The 17,792-nt window shown below is 61.8% G+C and carries 16 protein-coding genes; 7 read left to right on the forward strand and 9 right to left on the reverse strand.

Features of this window, described 5'->3' with window-relative positions:
• Nucleotides 1–11: 11 nt before the first annotated feature.
• The gene (locus tag ABEG21_RS16840; RefSeq protein ID WP_347557794.1) at nucleotides 12–1,280 is read right to left on the reverse strand and encodes a chloride channel protein; all 1,269 of its coding nucleotides are present in this window, start codon (nucleotides 1,278–1,280) and stop codon (nucleotides 12–14) included.
• A gap of 212 nt (nucleotides 1,281–1,492) precedes the next feature.
• On the opposite strand from ABEG21_RS16840, the gene ABEG21_RS16845 reads away from it, so the two are divergent.
• The gene (locus ABEG21_RS16845) at nucleotides 1,493–2,239 is read left to right on the forward strand and encodes an SDR family oxidoreductase (RefSeq protein ID WP_347557795.1); all 747 of its coding nucleotides are present in this window, start codon (nucleotides 1,493–1,495) and stop codon (nucleotides 2,237–2,239) included.
• A 73-nt stretch (nucleotides 2,240–2,312) separates the two neighbouring features.
• Here the strand turns inward: ABEG21_RS16845 and ABEG21_RS16850 are convergent, their stop codons facing one another.
• Nucleotides 2,313–3,194 (reverse strand): LysR family transcriptional regulator, encoded by an 882-nt coding sequence (locus ABEG21_RS16850; protein ID WP_347557796.1) that lies wholly within the window; start codon nucleotides 3,192–3,194, stop codon nucleotides 2,313–2,315.
• Nucleotides 3,195–3,336: 142 nt separating this feature from the next.
• Between ABEG21_RS16850 and ABEG21_RS16855 the strand changes: the two genes are divergently transcribed.
• Nucleotides 3,337–4,236 (forward strand): NmrA family NAD(P)-binding protein, encoded by a 900-nt coding sequence (locus ABEG21_RS16855; protein WP_347557797.1) that lies wholly within the window; start codon nucleotides 3,337–3,339, stop codon nucleotides 4,234–4,236.
• Nucleotides 4,237–4,270: 34 nt separating this feature from the next.
• Here the strand turns inward: ABEG21_RS16855 and ABEG21_RS16860 are convergent, their stop codons facing one another.
• A complete protein-coding gene (locus ABEG21_RS16860) occupies nucleotides 4,271–4,840 on the reverse strand; it encodes a MarR family transcriptional regulator (protein ID WP_347557798.1) in 570 nt (189 codons plus the stop codon).
• 253 nt (nucleotides 4,841–5,093) lie between these two features.
• On the opposite strand from ABEG21_RS16860, the gene ABEG21_RS16865 reads away from it, so the two are divergent.
• The 3 genes from ABEG21_RS16865 to ABEG21_RS16875 all read left to right on the forward strand — a co-directional run bounded on the left by ABEG21_RS16865 (nucleotide 5,094) and on the right by ABEG21_RS16875 (nucleotide 7,494).
• Nucleotides 5,094–5,663, forward strand: coding sequence for a hypothetical protein (locus ABEG21_RS16865; protein WP_347557799.1), 570 nt, complete (start codon nucleotides 5,094–5,096; stop codon nucleotides 5,661–5,663).
• 285 nt (nucleotides 5,664–5,948) lie between these two features.
• On the forward strand, nucleotides 5,949–6,305 hold the full coding sequence (locus tag ABEG21_RS16870; RefSeq protein ID WP_347558061.1) for a LysR family transcriptional regulator: 357 nt from the start codon (nucleotides 5,949–5,951) through the stop codon (nucleotides 6,303–6,305).
• Nucleotides 6,306–6,327: 22 nt separating this feature from the next.
• Nucleotides 6,328–7,494, forward strand: a complete 1,167-nt coding sequence (locus ABEG21_RS16875; RefSeq protein ID WP_347557800.1) for a serine hydrolase domain-containing protein — start codon at nucleotides 6,328–6,330, stop codon at nucleotides 7,492–7,494.
• A 31-nt stretch (nucleotides 7,495–7,525) separates the two neighbouring features.
• Here the strand turns inward: ABEG21_RS16875 and ABEG21_RS16880 are convergent, their stop codons facing one another.
• Nucleotides 7,526–8,257 (reverse strand): helix-turn-helix transcriptional regulator, encoded by a 732-nt coding sequence (locus tag ABEG21_RS16880; RefSeq protein ID WP_347557801.1) that lies wholly within the window; start codon nucleotides 8,255–8,257, stop codon nucleotides 7,526–7,528.
• Nucleotides 8,258–8,442: 185 nt separating this feature from the next.
• Between ABEG21_RS16880 and ABEG21_RS16885 the strand changes: the two genes are divergently transcribed.
• Nucleotides 8,443–12,009 (forward strand): acyl-[ACP]--phospholipid O-acyltransferase, encoded by a 3,567-nt coding sequence (locus ABEG21_RS16885; protein WP_347557802.1) that lies wholly within the window; start codon nucleotides 8,443–8,445, stop codon nucleotides 12,007–12,009.
• A gap of 146 nt (nucleotides 12,010–12,155) precedes the next feature.
• Here ABEG21_RS16885 and ABEG21_RS16890 read toward each other — a convergent pair whose 3' ends face one another.
• A complete protein-coding gene (locus ABEG21_RS16890; protein ID WP_347557803.1) occupies nucleotides 12,156–12,578 on the reverse strand; it encodes an HU family DNA-binding protein in 423 nt (140 codons plus the stop codon).
• Between the two features lie 356 nt (nucleotides 12,579–12,934).
• On the reverse strand, nucleotides 12,935–14,401 hold the full coding sequence (locus ABEG21_RS16895) for a catalase (RefSeq protein WP_347557804.1): 1,467 nt from the start codon (nucleotides 14,399–14,401) through the stop codon (nucleotides 12,935–12,937).
• Between the two features lie 251 nt (nucleotides 14,402–14,652).
• Here ABEG21_RS16895 and ABEG21_RS16900 point away from each other — a divergent pair, with 251 nt between their 5' ends.
• Nucleotides 14,653–15,318: a glutathione S-transferase gene (locus tag ABEG21_RS16900; RefSeq protein ID WP_347557805.1), complete on the forward strand. Its 666-nt coding sequence runs from the start codon at nucleotides 14,653–14,655 to the stop codon at nucleotides 15,316–15,318.
• 22 nt (nucleotides 15,319–15,340) lie between these two features.
• On the opposite strand, the gene ABEG21_RS16905 is transcribed toward ABEG21_RS16900, so the two are convergent.
• From ABEG21_RS16905 to ABEG21_RS16915, 3 genes are all read right to left on the reverse strand, one after another.
• The gene (locus ABEG21_RS16905; RefSeq protein WP_347557806.1) at nucleotides 15,341–15,691 is read right to left on the reverse strand and encodes an SMR family transporter; all 351 of its coding nucleotides are present in this window, start codon (nucleotides 15,689–15,691) and stop codon (nucleotides 15,341–15,343) included.
• Nucleotides 15,692–15,788: 97 nt separating this feature from the next.
• Complete coding sequence (locus ABEG21_RS16910; RefSeq protein WP_347557807.1) at nucleotides 15,789–16,046, reverse strand: transcriptional regulator; 258 nt, start codon at nucleotides 16,044–16,046, stop codon at nucleotides 15,789–15,791.
• Between the two features lie 182 nt (nucleotides 16,047–16,228).
• Nucleotides 16,229–17,764, reverse strand: a complete 1,536-nt coding sequence (locus ABEG21_RS16915; RefSeq protein ID WP_347558062.1) for a CoA-acylating methylmalonate-semialdehyde dehydrogenase — start codon at nucleotides 17,762–17,764, stop codon at nucleotides 16,229–16,231.
• Nucleotides 17,765–17,792 lie beyond the last annotated feature (28 nt).

Below are 17,792 nucleotides of genomic sequence, written 5' to 3' on the forward strand. Positions count from 1 at the left end.
TGCAGCAGCGCTCAGGATTTGAGATAACCGAGCACCTTGAAAGCGCTGATCGAACCGACGACGGCGAAAAGCACGGGCATCACCATATCGTGATCGAAATGGGTAAATTCCAATAGCAGGACGATGGCGGTGATCGGCATTTGCATCGACGCCGCCAGGAAGGCACCCGCCCCCACGACGGCAAATGCGCCGAGCGGTGCGCCCGGAAAATGCAAGCGCCATAGTCCGCCCAGCACGAGCGCAAGCAGTGCGCCGTTGGTGAGGCCGGGCGTCAAAAGCCCCCCTTCGGCACCACTGCGCAAGGTGGAAACCTCGATTGCCACCTTCAGTACCAACAACAGCGCGGCAAGGCCAAGCGGCAGCGCACCGTCGAATGCCAAGCCGGCGGGTCCTCTGCCATTGCCTGCCAGTGCGGGAAACCCGATCACGAGCGCGCCGATCACGACGAAATTGATCAAGGCATACATCGGCAGGCGGAGATCTTTCGGCGCGTGCGCGCGGGCACGCGACGTCAGTGCAACGAAGACCCAGGCCGCCGCGCCGAAAAGCGGGCCGCACACGATCGCCCCCACCAGCAAGGTCTGATCGACGACGTAATGCGGTACCGTGTATTGGTGCTCGTTCCCGAGCCAGAATTGCGCGACGAAGGCGGCTATTGCGGATGTCGCGAGGGCCGGCACAAGCGTGCTGAACGCGAAAGTACACAGCAGCACTTCGAGGACGAACACGGCGCCGCCCAACGGCACGTTGTAGACGGCGGCCAAACCTGCACCCGCTCCACACGCCACCAAGACGCGCTGATCCGCGCTCGGCAAGCCTGCCCGATGGGCGATCCATCCGCTCCATAACGCACCGATTTCACGCGGCGCCACTTCCCGTCCCAACGGTGAGCCTAGCGCGACCGTAACGATTTGCAGCAACGCATGGATGATCGTGCTCGAGACCGGCATCCGGGGATCGGCAGCGCCGACCGCTTTACGAATACTCACCAGCGGCTTTCCCCAGCGATACAGCGCGCCCCAGCCACAGCCTGCAACAAGTCCGCACACCAGCAACGCGGCGAAGCGGCGACCGGGCGTTGCCGCCGTAACGCCCGTTAAAAAGCTTTCGGTACCGACGAGCCGATCAAGGCTGTAACCATAGGCGATATGCTGGACGGCGTGCAGCAGCAACGCGACGAAAGCGCCGCCAATCCCCGCGCCCACGCCGATCGACACGATCACCGCGGCGCGCCGTATCTGAAAATACGCCGGATGAATGGACGCGTCGGAGGGAGCCATGTCTGAGAAAGGTGGGTTGCAAACCAGAATGGTATCGCGGCCCGTCTATGTGAATGATGAATGTTTTCGATCGATTAATGAGATGTAAATATATATAAGATGATCGACGCCTTTGTCGACGAGCGACGACTGCGCCGCGCACACCCGGCGCGGAGAGGACATCGAAAGATCTTGCTATGCTGCGGAGGAAACCGAACAGGAGCGCGCAGAAAATGAGAAAAGTAGCGGTGGTGACGGGAGGTGGGCGCGGCATCGGCGCGGCGACGACAAAGCGTCTGGCACAAGACGGCTATGCCATCGCTTTGAGCTATGCCAACGACGCCGCTTCGGCAGAGGCGATCGCAGAAACACTTCGCGCGTCCGGAACCGAGATCATCGCGGTACGCGCCGATGTCTCCGTCGAACGGGATGTCATGGCACTGTTCGATCGCGTGGACAAGGAATGGGGACCGCTTACGCTGCTTGTGAACAATGGAGGTATCACCGGCGGCATGGCACGCGTCGACGACGTGAAGGAATCCGTGCTGTCGCAGGTCTTCTCGGTCAATGTGATCGGCGCATTCCTCTGCTGCCGGGAAGCGGTGCGCCGAATGTCGACCCAACATGGCGGCAGCGGTGGCAGCATCGTCAACGTATCGTCGCGGGCAGCCGAGTTAGGCGGCTCGCATGAGTGGGTCCATTACGCCGCGACAAAAGGGGCATTGGACACGCTCACGAAAGGCCTGGCCAAGGAAGTCGCGCTCGAAGGGATCCGCGTCAATGCCGTCGCACCGGGTCTGATCGAAACCGACATTCATGCCGCCGCGGGACAATTCGATCGCGTCGAGCGGATGGCGAGCACGATCCCCGTCGGCAGGGCCGGCCAGCCGGAGGAGGTTGCCGAATGTATCGCCTGGCTCGCGTCACCGGCGGCGTCATATGTGACCGGCACCATCGTTGCGGCATCCGGCGGTCGTTGATCGTCACACGACCGGACAAGGCAGCGACGCCGCCGCATCGTCAACGCGCAAGCGGGACTGTTTCATTCGCGGCCTACTCCTGCGCTTCCAGTGACTGCAGCATATCGATAAAAGCGCGAACCTTCGCGCTGAGCAACCGACGCGTGCTGTAAAGCGCCCATATCTCCACGGCTACGGAGGCGTCGGTGCCGAGCAAACGCAGCCGCCCTGCTCGTACATCTTGCCGCACTGCCATCTTCGGTAAGCGGCCTATCGCCGCGCCGGCCAGTACCGCTTCGCGCGCCATCAGCAACGTCGATACACGCAACACTGGCTGCGGCGAGAGCGTACGAATCGCACCGTCCGCGCCATGCATCTGCCATGTTCCTCCCGGCGTTGCGTGTGACAGCATCACTGCAGGTACCGGCATCGCCACCGCATCATCGGGCCATGTCGTCGGCAAGGCCAAACCAGGCGCGGCCACAACCCATAGCGCATCCTCGAAAATCCGGCGACCGACCAGGCGCTCGTCACCGCTAGGATTTACGCGAATCACCACATCGAAGCCGTCGGCGACCGGATCGACCAGCCGATCATCGGCGACGACATCCACCGTCACCTGCGGGTAGGCCAAGGCGAAATGCGCCGCGGCGCGTGCCAATAGCAAATGCGCGAATACGAACGGCGCACTGACGCGCAGGCGCCCGCGCGGCACGGCACCCTGCGATGTCACCACCTCCACCGCTTCTCCCAGCTCGGCCATCAGGCCGTGCGTGCGCTGGTGCAGCGCTTCGCCCTCTTCAGTCAACCGAATCTGCCGCGCGCCACGCTCCAGCAGCCTGACACCCAATGACTGCTCCAGGTCCGCCACGCGTCGCGACAAGGTCGCCTTCGGCCGATCCAAGGCCCGCGCCGCCGCGCCGAATCCGCCGTGCACCACCACCGCATTGAAATCGGCCAATGCACCGAGATCCATAGTCGTTCCATTTTTGAGACGATGAGTATCGATTATCGCACTATCGACCCGTATCCGGAACACCTACCATGCATTTCAACGCGACACGAAACGTGTCCTGAAACAGGGTTCTTACATTCATTGGCGATATTGGAGAGTGAAAATGCGTATTCTCGTTACGGGCAGTACCGGTGTAATCGGCGGCCAGGTCATTTCGCATTTGAACGCGCTGGGCGGCAAGGATCTGGACATTCGCGCACTGACGCGGGATCCCGCCAAGGCAAGTGCTGCCGGAACGTTTCCGGCAACCGTGACGCCCGTCGCCGGCGACCTGACGCAGATCGATGCAATGCGGGCCGCCGTGCGCGATATCGACGCGCTGTTCTTATTGGCACCGAATGCCGCCGACGAATTGACCCAGGCGATGCAAGCCATGAACATTGCGCGTGAAGTCGGCGTCAAAGGCATCGTCTATCTGTCGGTGTTCGGTGCCGCAGCCTACAGTAACGTGCCGCACTTCATCGGCAAGCGGGCGGTCGAATGGATGATCGAAGACGGTGCACTGCCGGTCACCATCTTGCGCCCCACCTATTTCATTCAGAACGATCTCCGCCAGCAGATGCCGCTGATGATGAATGGGGTCTACGCCCAGCCTATTGGCGGCAAGGGATTGTCCATGGTCGATATTCGCGATATCGGCGAAGTCGCGGCGCGCGAACTGTTGCGCCGCGCCGCCAACCCGACGCCCCAGCCGTCCATAGCCTACACGCTGGCCGGCCCCGATCCGATTACCGCCGATGCCGCCGTGGCGATATGGGCAGAGGTATTGTCGCGACCGATCCGGCATGCCGGTAACGATCTGGACAGCCTGGAGGCAACATTGAAATCGATGATGCCGCACTGGTATGCCTACGACCTGCGCCTGATGATGCAGCGTTATCAACAACAGGGAGCGATTGCCACGCCGGACGAAATCGCCGCGCTGACTGCGATTCTGGGACGGCCGCCGCGCAGCTATCGTGCATTTGCCGAGGATGCGGCTAAACAGTGGTTGTCCGCCTGACCCCGTCGTTGGAGCATCGTCGGACCATCACGGCTTACGCGGCAGGGTCGCCCTCGTCGCTGCCGAGCTTCGGTTTCGCCGGCTTGCGGCGAACCGCCTGACTGATCTTGGCGCCGATGCCCAGCGTCCTCATCAAGGTCTCCGGACGCATGCGCAGCATCTCGTCCGACCAGGCGGTCAGAATTTCGAGAAACTCGAGCGTCTCGCGCATGCGCTGGGCGCTCTCCTTGCTCTCACGCGCCATATCCGGGCTCGACAGGCTTTCCCGCAGCACTAATAAGGTCGGTTCGATTTCGCGCTGTCGTCGTCCCTCGACAATCAGCTTGAAGAGTTCCCAGACATCGGTAGAGGTCTCGAAATGATCCCGGCGATCGCCCATCACGTGCACGATGCGCGCCAGACGCCAGGACTGCAGCTCTTTCAAGCTATTGCTGACATTCGAGCGCGCCACGCTCAACGTTTCGGCAATCTCATCGGCCGGGACCGGCCTCCCCAGCAAAAACAACAAGGCGTGGATTTGTGCGACAGTGCGATTGACGCCCCATCGGGAGCCCATTTCGCCCCAGTGCAGAATGAATCGTTCGGCTAGCGGTGTCAGTTCCATGATGCAGACTTTAAGGATTTCTCAAATTTCTGTCAATACAGAAATTTGAGAATTGCCCCCGCACCGTGCGCTGCATTAACGCTGGAACGCACTGCGCAACTGCGCTATATTCCTGTATGCATAACGACTAATTTCTCACCCAGAACGCCGAGTGCGTCACGTCCGACACGCGCTGTCGCCAAGCGTGACCGCAGGCCGACACGGCACGTGCGCCTGGGGACGCTCCGTATTCACCTGTAATAAGAGGCTGATCATGTCCTCAATGCCGCCCTCCGCGTGTGGTAACACCAGGCCGACGCCACGGCGTGCCGCCGTGCGGGCTCCCGCCAAGCAAGGCGCACGCGCCGCTGCATTTGCGGCGCAAGGAAAAGCGCGGCGCGTGGATAACCGCGTGGTCGTGATCGTCCGTCCGCGTGCGCCCTTTATCGATTGGATCAATAGCAGCGATCCCGACGCGCCGGAGATTCCGCTCGAGCAGGCTTGCGCCGAGGCGAATATTTTCTTGTTGCCGGCAAACGATGCGACCGATGCCCGGCCGCTCGGCGAAACCTGGGAACGCGATTTCGACCGGATATCGACGGTGTCCTCCGGTGCCGACGCCCAGGCGCGTACCGACGACTGGCTTACCCATCACTGGACCACGCTGTTCGACCGCTTGCTGCAGGACTGGGACGTCGATATCGTCGATTGTCCGCAGCCTCGCTCGATGGCCTTGTTTCTGGCATGGTTCGACGTGCATACCCACACCGCCGTATTCGACTACGCCGACGAGCCGCTGCGCTATCAAGCGCAGCCCGCCCGTCCTGCTGAATACGACGTGTGAATACGCGCTTCCCGACGGGTGGCGTCTGCTCTCGCGCCATCGCGTCATCCCGCGACGTCCGGCATTCCGGACACCGCCCTCGCCGCGCGCGCCTTTGGGCATGCGTGGTATGCTGCCGCCATGCACGCACCCACGTCCCCCTCCCAGACGCCAGCCGATACGCTCGGCGACACCGACTCGCCCGCGCAAGCGCGTGTCGACGAGGCATCGTCGGTCCGCTCGGCGCCGGCTGAAGCGCCCGGATCCGCCCCGGACTTCGCGGACGACGGTGACAGCGGCGCGCCGATGAGCGCGAGCGGGCCGCACGTACGATTCCGCATGCGAATCCACCACGAAGGCAGCATTGCGATCGGGCCCGGCAAGATCGCCTTGCTCGAAGCGGTGCGCCTGCAAGGGTCGATTTCAGGAGCGGCGCGACATCTCAATATGTCCTACCGTCGTGCGTGGATGCTGATCGACGAGTTGAATCGCACCTTGGCCTCACCGGCGACGCATGCGGAAATGGGAGGGCAACGTGGCGGCGGTTGTGTGTTGACGCCCGTCGGCGAGCAGATCATCGCGCTGTATCGCGGTATCGAGGAAACGGCTTACGCGGCATGCGCATCCCAAATCGATGCGATGGACCAATTGTTGAAACGGTAAGAGGGTTGCAAGGAGCTCTGGCATGACGGCATTGCACGACGCACGGTTGCGGCAAGGCGTGGACGCCGCGATCGACACGGCCTTGCACGATGATCGCATCGTAGGCGCAGTCGTCTGCGTCACGCAGCATGGCGTGAAACGCTATGCGCGCGCGGCCGGCTGGGCGGATCGTGAAGCGCAACGTCCGATGCAATGGGACAGCGTGTTTCGCCTTGCATCGGTCTCCAAGCCCTTCGTGACCGTGGCGGTGTTGCGCGCCGTTGCACAAGGTATTGTGGCACTCGATGCGCCGGTCAGCCGCTGGCTGCCTTTTTTCACGCCGCCGATGCCGGACGGTCGTCCCGCGAGAATCAATGTCTATCATCTGCTGACGCATACGGCCGGCCTCGATTATGGCCTGGCGCAAGCGGTGAATGGTCCCTATGCGCAACGAGGCGTCTCCGATGGTCTGGATCTCGCCGACGTCGATCTGGCGGGCAATCTGCGACGCCTCGCCGAGGTGCCGCTGAACTATGCCCCCAGTCATGGCTGGGCCTACTCCTTGGCGATCGACGTGCTGGGAGCGGTACTGTCGGAGGCGATGCGGATGTCATTGCCGGACGCGATCCAGACCCTCGTGGGCGCGCCGCTCGGATTACGAGATAGTGGCTTTTTCGTCGACGCCAGCCAGGCCGAACGCCTGACCGCGGCCTATGCCAACGGTCCTGACGGCACGGTGCCGATGGCAGACGGACTGCGCCTGCCCTTCCCCGATGCACCCGAACAAGGCGTGCGGTTCGCCCCGTCGCGGATCACGGACCCCGACGCTTATCCATCAGGGGGCGCCGGCATGTCGGGTAGCGCGGCTGACGTGCTGACGCTGCTCGAATCCCTTCGGGCAGCAGACCCCGCCTGGCTGCCGCGCGCGATTTCGCCGCTGCATTGCGGCGATCTTTGCGGTATCGACGTCGCATCGCGCGGCCCCGGGTGGGGCTTCGGCTATGGTGCCGGCGTGCTGGTCGATCCCGCATTGGCCGAGACGCCGCAAAGCCCCGGCACGCTCGCGTGGGGCGGCGTCTACGGCCATCATTGGTTCATCGACCCGAAACACGATCTGGTCGCCTTGGTTCTGACCAATACCGCCTATGAAGGCATGAATGGCCGTCTGACCGTCGATATTCGAGACGCCGTTTATCAGGCACTCGCCTGAGCGACGACGGCAACGCGGGCAGCGCTGCCGCTCAACGCCGTAAGGCGCGGAACACCGGCGGCTCCCACGTTCGGCGCGCGAGCAGCAGCGCCATCCCCGTTTTCTCTTCGAGCGGCGCCGTCGCCGACGCCTCGTGCAACGTGGCAAAGCGCTGGCGAACCCGCTGAATGACGGTCTGCAATTCCTGACGCGCGGCGTCGGTCAGCATGCCGTGGACGAAGTCCATGCCCTCGTCGGCCGCCGTGAACGGGTGATCGAGGAAATCCGGCAGCCCTTCCTCGCGAAAAAACCGCCGGATCGGCCCATCGGGCAACCACACGAAATCCCGCGCGATGCGCAAACGGATACGCTGCCCGGGCAGGACCGTCAGCAACCCCATCCCCTGCAACTGACTCAGCGCGTCATCGCACTCCGACGAATCTATCTGATACACCGCGACGATCTGCGCCGGCTGCCAATGGTTCAGGACGCACACGGCAACCAGCAACAGACGCGGATGGCGCACCAGGCGTAACTCGTCGGCCGGCGCCAATCCGTGCAACTCCGGCGCGCTGACGTGCGCCGACAGCATCAGCTCCGACAACGTCATGCCCAGCAGATCGGCCAGTTGCGCCACGCGCTCGACCGTCAGACGCTCGTTCGAGAAAAGCCGCTTGACGCTCGGCTCGGATAACTGCATCGCCGCCGCCACATCCTTATAGGTCATGCCGTGCGCCTTCAACTGGCGCTTGATGGCAAGAATCAAATCGCTGACTTCTGACATGAAGAATAAGACCTTGATTCGAAAATACGTCGATGACGCGGCGGCGGTATCGCATTCCGATACCGCGGGTGCGTTATTAAGCCATCTTTCATTCTTTTTAGCCAATTCTAAAAGGGAAAAGGCATACTTCGCACCATCGACGAATCAGTCTGCCCCGCGGCGGATTATCTAAAAAAGGCATATCAATGTCACTGTTTCGCACAAAGCGGTTCCTGCCGCTGTTTCTCACGCAGTTCTTCGGCGCATTGAACGACAATATGCTGAAGAACGCGATGATCATGCTGATAACGTATCGGATGGCATCCGAGGCACACGATGCGCAATCGCTGGTCACCGTGGCCGGCGGGCTCTTCGTGCTGCCCTTCTTTCTGTTTTCGGCGATGGCCGGGCAGATGGCCGACAAGTACGATCGGGCCGCGATGACGCGCGTGATCAAGGTCGTCGAAATCGTCATCATGGTCATCGCCGTCGCCGGCTTCTATCTGCATAGCGTCGCCATCCTGATGGTCGCGCTGGCCGGCATGGGCATTCATTCGACGTTCTTCGGGCCGATCAAGTACGCCCTGCTGCCGCAACAGCTGAAGCCGGAGGAACTGCTCGAAGGCAATGCCTTCATCGAGGCCGGCACCTTTCTGGCGATTCTGATCGGCACCATCGCCGGCGGCGCGCTGGTACTGCGCGACCACGGCGAGACGCTGATCTGCATTGCCCTGATCGCGATCGCGGTGATCGGTTATCTGAGCAGCCGACAGATTTCCGCAGCAACGCCGAGCGACCCCTCGCTGCGGATCAATCGGAATCTGTTCACCGAGACCGGCCGCATCGTTTCGCAGAGCTTCCAGGACAAGGCCATCAAGCGCTGTATCTTGGGCAGCTCCTGGTTCTGGTTCGTCGGCGCCACCTTGCTCGCGCAATTCGCCCCGTATGTGAAGGACGTTCTGCGCGCCGACCCGAGCGTCGTGACGTTGTTGCTGACGGTCTTCTCGGTGGGCGTCGGACTGGGCTCCTACGCCTGCGACAAGTTGCTGCGCGGCGAAGTGCAAGCGACCTATGTGCCGCTGGCCGCACTGGGCTTGACGTTGTTCGGCATCGATCTCTACGTGGCGAGCCAGCACGCCGCGGCCCTCGTCGGCACCGCGACGGCCGCTGACGCGTTGCAATCGCTGCAGGCTTTCATGCGCGTGCCGGCCAACTGGCGGGTCCTGTTCGATCTCGGCGGCATCGCCGTCTGCGGCGGTATCTATATCGTGCCGCTGTACGCGATCATGCAGCACCGCAGCCCGCCGGCGCATCGCGCACGGGTCATCGCCGCCAACAATGTGATGAATGCGCTGTTCATGGTGGTGTCGGCGGTGCTGACGTTGGTGCTGCTGAAACTGCATTTCACGATTCCCGAGCTGTTTCTGTTCGTCGCGATCGCCAACGGCGCGGTGGCGCTCTATATCTGCCGCCTGCTGCCCGACGCGCTGTTCCGCTCGATTCTGCGCGCCGTGCTGACGTTGCTGTATCGCGTCGAGGTCCGCCATCCGGAGCGCTATGCGCAAGCCGGCGAACGCGTGCTGATCGTCGCGAACCACACGTCTTTCCTCGATGCGGTGCTGATCGCCGCCTTCCTGCCGGAGAAACTGCATTTCGCCGTCAACACCCATGTCGCCCGCGTCTGGTGGATGAAGCCGGTGCTGTCGCTGGTCAAGGCATTCCCGCTCGATCCGACGAATCCGCTCGCCGCCAAATCCTTGATCGATTTGTTGAAGCGTGACGAGAAGTGCATGATCTTCCCGGAAGGGCGCCTGACGGTCACCGGCGCGCTGATGAAGATCTACGAAGGTCCGGGGATGATCGCCGACCGCTCGGGGGCGCAATTGCTGCCGATCCGCATCGACGGCGCGCAGTACACGCCGTTCTCGCGGCTGCGCGGCAAGGTGCGGATCCGCTGGTTCCCGCGCATCACGCTGACGATTCTGCCGCCGCAACGCTTTGCGATTCCGGACGACATCAAGGGTCGCGGACGCCGTCAGATGGCCAGTGCGCAACTGTACGACGTCATGTCGGAAATGATGTTCCAGAGCGCCCGTACCCACAAGACCTTATTCGAAGCGCTGCTGAACGCCAGTGCCGTGCACGGCCGCAACCGCCCGATCGCCGAGGATATCGAACGCAAGCCCTTGCGCTACGGCGCATTCATCCTGCGCGCCTTCACGCTGGGCCGGGTGCTGTCACGCGGCGTGCTGGCCACGTCGTCCGAGGCAGGCGCTGGCGCCAGGGCTGGCGCTACGGCCGCCGCACCGGGCAATACGGCCTTGCCGCAGATACCCGTGGGGGTGATGCTGCCGAACACGGTGGCCGCCAGCGTCGTCTTCTTTGCCTTGCAGGCGATCGGCCGTGCGCCGGCGATGTTGAACTTCACCAGTGGCGCCGCGCAAACGGCACAGGCCTGCGGCACCGCGCAGTTGCGCACGGTCCTCACCTCGCGCCGCTTCATCGGCATGGCAAAACTGGAAGCGTCGATCGACGCGATGACCGCCGCCGGCGTCACGATCGTCTATCTGGAGGACCTCGCGCCATCGGTACGCTGGCATGACAAGGCCTTCGGTCTGCTGGCATCCCGCTTCCCGCATTGGGCGTATGCGGGCAATCTGCGCCGCGCCGGCCTGGGCAAGCAATTGCACGCCGACGCCGTCACGGACGGCAAGGATACGCTGGCCGATACCGCCGCCGTCGTGCTCTACACGTCCGGCTCCGAGGGCAGCCCCAAGGGCGTGGTGCTCAGTCATCGGAATATCCTCGCGAATTGCAGCCAGGTTGCCAGCCGCGTGGACTTCGGACCGCAGGATATCGTGCTGAACGTCTTGCCGATGTTCCACTCCTTTGGCCTGACCGGCGGCACCCTGCTGCCGATCCTGGCGGGCATCAAGGCGTTCTACTATCCGTCGCCGCTGCATTATCGAATCGTGCCGGAACTGATCTACGACACCAATGCCACGATCATGTTCGGCACCGACACCTTCCTCTCGGCTTATGCCCGCGCCGCGCATCCTTATGATATGCATAGCATCCGCTATATCTTTGCAGGAGCGGAAAAGCTGCGCGACGAAACACGTCGGGTCTATGCGGACAAATACGGCGTGCGGATCTTCGAGGGCTATGGCGCCACCGAGATGTCGCCGGTCATCAGCCTGAACACGCCGATGCAAAATCAACCGGGTAGCGTTGGCCGTCTGCTGCCGGGCATCACGCACCGTCTCGAACGGGTGCCGGGTATCGACAATGCGGGCCTGCTGTTCGTCAAGGGGCCGAATGTCATGCGCGGCTATTTGAAAGCCGATGCACCGGGCGTACTGCAAGCGCCTGCCGATGGCTGGTACGACACCGGTGACATCGTCTCGATCGATCCGCGTGGCTATGTGACAATTCAAGGACGCCAGAAGCGCTTCGCCAAGATTGCCGGCGAGATGGTGTCCCTGACCGCGGTCGAATCGACGATCTCGGCACTGTGGCCGGAGCAGCAACATGCGGCGGTGAATCTCCCGGATCCGCGCAAGGGCGAGCAGATTGTCCTGTTGACCACCCGCGACGATGCGCGCCGCGACGCACTGCTGCAGTGGTTCCAGCAACGTCAGGTCTCGGAACTGGCCTTGCCGCGACGGATCATCGTCGTGCCGAAGTTGCCGACACTCGGCACCGGCAAGACCGATTATCAGCAGGCGAAGCAGATCGCGCTGGCCTCCCTCTCGGAGAACGGTAGCGAGTAAGCAAGCAGCGGCAGTCGGCGCTCGCCATCGGGGCGCCGACTGCCAGCAAGGTGGAAGCAAAAAAAAACGCTGCATCGTGAGATGCAGCGTTTTTTTCAATCCAGGCGCGGAGCGCCCGAGCGGTTGCCTGACGCGACGGCGCTGAATTACAGCGCAGCGTCCTTCAGCTTCTTCAGTGCACGGACCTTGATGCGCACCGATGCCGGCTTTGCGGCAAATTCGCGCATCTCGCCGGTGAACGGATCCTTGCCAACGCGCTTCTTCTTTGCCGGCACGTCCTGCACGGTCAGCTTCAGCAGGCCAGGCTGCGTGAATTCACGCACGCCCTTCTTGTGGACGGCGCCGAGGATCGTCGCTTCCAGTGCTGCCAAGACGGCCTTGACTTGCTTCGGCTCGACTTGCGAAACCTCGGCCAGGTGCGACGCCAACGTCACCTTGGTGAAGGTGTCTTTGATCGGCGATGCGCCCGTCGTCTTTGCTGCTACTTTCTTCGTGGCCACGGCCTTCTTTGCTGCCGGCGCCTTCTTAGCTGCGACCTTCTTTGCCGCTGCCTTCTTTGCTGTTGCCATTCGACTCTCCAGTTGTCGACCGTTATTGTGTCGCCGACCCTTGCGGCGATCGCCTATTGTATCGATACCAAACGCGTTTGTGCCGTGTTTGTGATGTCTTTATATCGCGTTTGATGCATTCTGGCAGCGATATTTCATTAAATTTCGTTTCAGAGTTGTAAATGACCCGTTGCTGCGTGTCACATTCGGTCATTTCGCATCCGTTACAGCAAGTCTTCAATCGATCGCCATGATGCAAAGACGCCCCGTCGCGTGATCAGCGCGACGGGGCGTAGCACCCGTTATCAGACGAAATAGCCGTTACCGCAACGGGCGTTCGACGGTCCGTTCGATCTCGAACGGACCACGGATCCGGCTCAGGACAGTGCCGTTTCCGACACCGGCCCGGACATGCCGAGCTTCTTGCGTACCCCCGCGCCAAAGGCAGGATCGATCTGGTCGAACAAGGCGACCTGGCGCTCGACGATGTCCTTGTCAACGCCAGCGATGGCTTCGCCGATATTCTGGAAGAGCCGCTCCTTCTCCGCATCGTCGAACAGATGGAACAACGCGCGCGGGTGACTGAAGTAATCGCCGTCCTCGCGGTGATCATAATGCTGGATCGTGCCTTCGACGGCCAACGGCGGTTCCTTCACCGAAGGATCCTCGGCGAAGGCGCCAAGACGGTTCGGCTCATAGTTCAGTTTGCCGCCCAGATTACCGTCGGTGCGCATCGCGCCATCGCGATGATAGGGCGCGTGCCGCGGATTGATCGGTGCATTGACCGGGATCTGATGGTGATTGATTCCCAGACGGTAGCGATGCGTGTCGCCATAGGAGAAGAGACGGCCCTGCAATAGCTTGTCCGGAGAAAAACCAATGCCCGGGACGACGTTTGCCGGCGTGAAGGCGGACTGCTCGACGTCGGCGAAGTAATTCTCAGGATTCGTGTTCAGTTCCAGCACCCCGACTTCGATCAGCGGGAATGCCTTTTGCGACCACGTTTTTGTAATATCGAAAGGATTCTCGGCGCGCGCGACGGCATCCGCCTCGGACATCACTTGAATGCAGAAACGCCACTTCGGGAAGTTGCCGGCTTCGATCTGATCGAACAGGTCGCGCTGATGGCTCTCGCGATCCTCGCCTACGACCTTCTTCGCTTCGGCATTCGTGATGTTCTCGATCCCTTGCAGAGACTTGAAATGGAACTTTACATACGTCCGTTCATTCTGTGCATTGATGAAGGAATACGTATGGGAGCCGAAGCCGTGCATCTGCCGATAGTTCTTTGGGATGCCCCGGTCGCTCATCAGGATCGTTACCTGATGCAAGGATTCGGGCGAACGCGACCAGAAATCCCAAATCGCGTTGGCGCTACGCATATTCGTCCGCGGATCACGCTTTTGCGTGTGGATGAAGTCGGCGAACTTCAGCGGATCGCGAATGAAGAAGACCGGCGTATTGTTACCGACGATATCCCAATTGCCTTCCTCGGTGTAGAACTTCACCGAAAAGCCGCGTACATCGCGTTCCGCATCGGCCGCGCCGCGTTCGCCGGCCACCGTCGAGAAGCGCAGGAAGACCTTGCACTCCTTGCCGATGGTGTCGAACAACTTCGCCTTCGTATACCGTGAGACATCCTTCGTCACCTTGAAGGTACCGAAAGCGCCCGATCCCTTCGCATGGACACGGCGCTCCGGGATCACTTCACGATCGAAGTGCGCGAGTTTTTCGATCAACCAGAAGTCCTGCAACGTAATCGGCCCGCGCTTGCCCGCAGTTTGACTGTTCTGGTTATCACCTACCGGCGATCCCGCCGCAGTGGTCAACGTGGACTTTTCCATGTCATATGCTCCTGTATGTAGGGACGGTAATGTTGTTTTCGACGCGAGACAGTCTAGCAAATCGATATGGCTGCTGCACGTAAGGCATATTACGGTACTGGAAGGCCTTGCGTTGGCAGCGATCGACGCGATCGCGTTGGGTGGCACACGCATTGCGACCGATCAACGGCTGGCGGCACGATTCCCGCACACTGTTATGTAGCGTCGCTGATCACGACGGCCCGTTCAACCCGCAGGATTTGGAGGTCACGATGCTGACGCTGCATCACCTGAACAATTCGCGCTCGCAGCGTGTGCTGTGGTTGCTCGAGGAACTCGGCATCCCTTATCGGCTGGAACGGTATCAGCGCGATCCAAAGACGATGCTGGCTCCGCCGGCGCTTGCCGCCGTGCATCCATTGGGGAAATCGCCGCTGTTGGTCGATGACGGCCGCGTGCTGGCCGAGTCGGCGGTGATCATCGAATATCTGATCGATCGTTACGGGAATGGCCGATTCGGTCCGCCGCCAGGAAGCGATGCACGACTCGATCAGTCTTATTGGCTGTACTACGCCGAAGGCTCGCTGATGCCGCTGCTGTTATTGAAATTGGTATTTGCACGCGTCGCCAATGCGCCTGCGCCGTTTTTCATCAAGCCCTTGGTCAAAGGCATCGCACACAAAGCGCAGGCGAGTTTCGGCGAACCGCAGTTGGTCAAGCAGCTCGACTATGTCAACGACCATCTGAAAGACCGGCCCTGGTTCCTCGGCGACAGCCTGAGCGGCGCGGATTTTCAGATGAGCTTTCCCTTGCAGGGGGCGCGAGGTCGCGTGGGACTGGCGCGCTGGCCCCATATCGCGGCATTCGTCGACCGAATCGAGTCGCGCGAAGCGTACCATCGCGCGTTGGAGAAAGGCGGACCGTTTTCACTGGGATGACGGTATGACGCGACAAACCGTCTCAGTTCATGCCGACTTTCGAGAAGAGATTCAGCACGAGCACGCCGGAGAGGACGAAGCCGATGCCAAGCAGCGCCGGCGGGTCGAGACGCTGCGCAAAGAAGAACCAGCCGATCAGGGCGTTCAGCACGATGCCGATGCCGGACCAGATGGCGTAGATGACGCCGGTGGGCAGCGAGCGCATCGACACGGAGACGCAATAGTAGGCGACCGCGTACCCGAACAAGGCCAGCATAGCGGGAAGGGGTCGGCTGAAGCCGTCTGAGAGCTTCAGCATCGATGTCGCCATAACCTCGGAGACAATGGTGAGTGCGAGTGCGGGATAGGCCCCGATCGCCGACAGGAAGGCCATTGGACAACTCCGGGATGGTCAGACGGCGCCACGCAATCACGTGCGCGCCGACATCACCTTACCTTACCGCAGGGCCTCGTCGATGCCGTCTGTCCCGTCAACTCTTCTTCTCGGACCAGGCCAGAATTTCGCGAACGAAGTTCCAGACAATGTCCGGCAAGGTCGTGAAGTCGGGACCATCCGCGGGAGCCAGCCACTTTTCCAGCGTTCTGTCCCCCACGCTGAGCCGCTTCGCAAATTCATCGCGCGTCATGCCTAGCGTCCCCATCGCCGCCAGGAGAAAATCCTGCTGCGTCTGTACGATCCGCTTCGTCGTCGCCATCCATTCCCCCGTCCATCCAGAAGCGACGCTCATCTTAGCCGATCGCCTCGTTAGACGACATCAGTTTGATCGCAAGACGGATTAGTCTAATAGCAAAGTCTCAAAAATACGACGTTCGACATTGACCGGCGCGGATAATTCAGATCGGGATGGCGCGTGACCGCGCCCTGGGAGCGCGGTCACGCGATGACGATTGGGAGTGCCGCCGCCGGGTCTTACTTGGCAACCGGCATGGCGAATTCGGCGCCCTTCTCAGTATTTTCCGGCCAGCGCTGCATCACCGATTTCTGCCGGGTGTAGAACCGCACTCCCTCTTCGCCATAGGCGTGCATATCGCCGAAGAGACTGCGTTTCCATCCCCCAAAGCCGTGCCAGGCCATCGGCACCGGGATCGGCACGTTGATCCCGACCATCCCGACCTCGATACGGCGCGCGAACTCGCGGGCGACATGGCCGTCGCGGGTGAAACAGGAGACGCCGTTGCCGAACTCGTGCGCGTTGATCAGATCGATCGCCTGATGCAGGTCCGCCACGCGGACGCAGGACAGAACCGGTCCGAAGATCTCTTCCTTATAGATGCGCATCGACGGCGTGACGTGATCGAACAAGGTACCCCCGGTGAAGAAGCCTTCCTCCCGGCCTGCCACGCGATGCCCGCGACCGTCCACGACGAGATTCGCCCCTTCCTTCACGCCGATGTCGATATAGCCCTCGATGCGCTGCAATGCTTCCCGCGTGACGATCGGTCCCATCTCGGAATCCGGGGACATGCCATCGCCGATAACGAGACTGGCCGCGCGTTCGGCCAGACGCGGGACGATCTTATCCGCCACATCGCCGACCAGCACGGCCACCGATACGGCCATGCACCGCTCGCCCGCGGAGCCATAGCCGGCACCAATCAAGGCATCGACGGCCTGATCCACATCGGCATCCGGCATCACGATCAGATGATTCTTTGCGCCGCCCAATGCCTGCACGCGCTTGCCCAGGCGCGCGCCGGTTTCGTAGATGTAATTCGCGATAGGCGTCGAGCCGACGAAGCTGATTGCCTTGACGTCCGGATGCGCGAGCAAACCGTCGACGACGATCTTGTCGCCTTGGACGACGTTGAAAACCCCCTTCGGCAAACCGGCCTCGGCCAACAATTCGGCCATGAACAATGCCGCCGACGGATCGCGCTCGCTCGGCTTCAGAATGAAGGCATTGCCGGCGGCGATCGCGACCGGGAACATCCAGCACGGCACCATGCAGGGGAAATTGAACGGCGTGATTCCGGCCACCACGCCGAGCGGCTGACGCAGCGTCCAGTTGTCGATATTTGTCGAGACCTGTTCGGTGTAGTCGCCCTTCAGCAATTGCGGGATGCCGCAAGCGAATTCGATGACGTCGATACCGCGCGCGACCTCCCCCTTCGCATCGCTGAACACTTTTCCGTGCTCCGCGGTGATGATGGCGGCCAACGCATCGGTGCGCTCGTTCATCAGACTGAGGAAACGCTGCATGATGCGGGCGCGGCGAATGGGCGGCGTGTCGCGCCACGCCGGAAAGGCCGCCGACGCCGAGGCCACGGCGGCGTCGACATCGCGCAACTCTCCCAGACGCAAGGTACGGGCGACGGCGCCGCTCGCGGGATGATAGACCGCTTGAGTGCGACTCCCCGTGCCGTCAACACGTGCGCCATCGATGAAATGCCCCACGTCGGCATCGTCGCGATAAGCGGCGTCGGCGGGGGTCTGTTGCGTGCGGATATTCGGTGTGGCGCTCACGGCATGTCTC

The organism is Robbsia sp. KACC 23696 (genome assembly GCF_039852015.1).
Classification (GTDB): domain Bacteria; phylum Pseudomonadota; class Gammaproteobacteria; order Burkholderiales; family Burkholderiaceae; genus Robbsia.

Excerpts from the sequence above, each read along its gene's own strand:
- ABEG21_RS16910 (WP_347557807.1), bottom strand. The coding sequence starts at position 16,046 with ATGAGCGTCGCTTCTGGATGGACGGGGGAATGGATGGCGACGACGAAG.
- ABEG21_RS16890 (WP_347557803.1), bottom strand. The coding sequence starts at position 12,578 with ATGGCAACAGCAAAGAAGGCAGCGGCAAAGAAGGTCGCAGCTAAGAAG.
- ABEG21_RS16840 (WP_347557794.1), bottom strand. The coding sequence starts at position 1,280 with ATGGCTCCCTCCGACGCGTCCATTCATCCGGCGTATTTTCAGATACGG.
- ABEG21_RS16845 (WP_347557795.1), top strand. The coding sequence starts at position 1,493 with ATGAGAAAAGTAGCGGTGGTGACGGGAGGTGGGCGCGGCATCGGCGCG.
- ABEG21_RS16875 (WP_347557800.1), top strand. The coding sequence starts at position 6,328 with ATGACGGCATTGCACGACGCACGGTTGCGGCAAGGCGTGGACGCCGCG.
- ABEG21_RS16880 (WP_347557801.1), bottom strand. The coding sequence starts at position 8,257 with ATGTCAGAAGTCAGCGATTTGATTCTTGCCATCAAGCGCCAGTTGAAG.
- ABEG21_RS16895 (WP_347557804.1), bottom strand. The coding sequence starts at position 14,401 with ATGGAAAAGTCCACGTTGACCACTGCGGCGGGATCGCCGGTAGGTGAT.
- ABEG21_RS16865 (WP_347557799.1), top strand. The coding sequence starts at position 5,094 with ATGTCCTCAATGCCGCCCTCCGCGTGTGGTAACACCAGGCCGACGCCA.
- ABEG21_RS16885 (WP_347557802.1), top strand. The coding sequence starts at position 8,443 with ATGTCACTGTTTCGCACAAAGCGGTTCCTGCCGCTGTTTCTCACGCAG.
- ABEG21_RS16850 (WP_347557796.1), bottom strand. The coding sequence starts at position 3,194 with ATGGATCTCGGTGCATTGGCCGATTTCAATGCGGTGGTGGTGCACGGC.
- ABEG21_RS16870 (WP_347558061.1), top strand. The coding sequence starts at position 5,949 with ATGAGCGCGAGCGGGCCGCACGTACGATTCCGCATGCGAATCCACCAC.
- ABEG21_RS16860 (WP_347557798.1), bottom strand. The coding sequence starts at position 4,840 with ATGGAACTGACACCGCTAGCCGAACGATTCATTCTGCACTGGGGCGAA.
- ABEG21_RS16855 (WP_347557797.1), top strand. The coding sequence starts at position 3,337 with ATGCGTATTCTCGTTACGGGCAGTACCGGTGTAATCGGCGGCCAGGTC.
- ABEG21_RS16900 (WP_347557805.1), top strand. The coding sequence starts at position 14,653 with ATGCTGACGCTGCATCACCTGAACAATTCGCGCTCGCAGCGTGTGCTG.
- ABEG21_RS16905 (WP_347557806.1), bottom strand. The coding sequence starts at position 15,691 with ATGGCCTTCCTGTCGGCGATCGGGGCCTATCCCGCACTCGCACTCACC.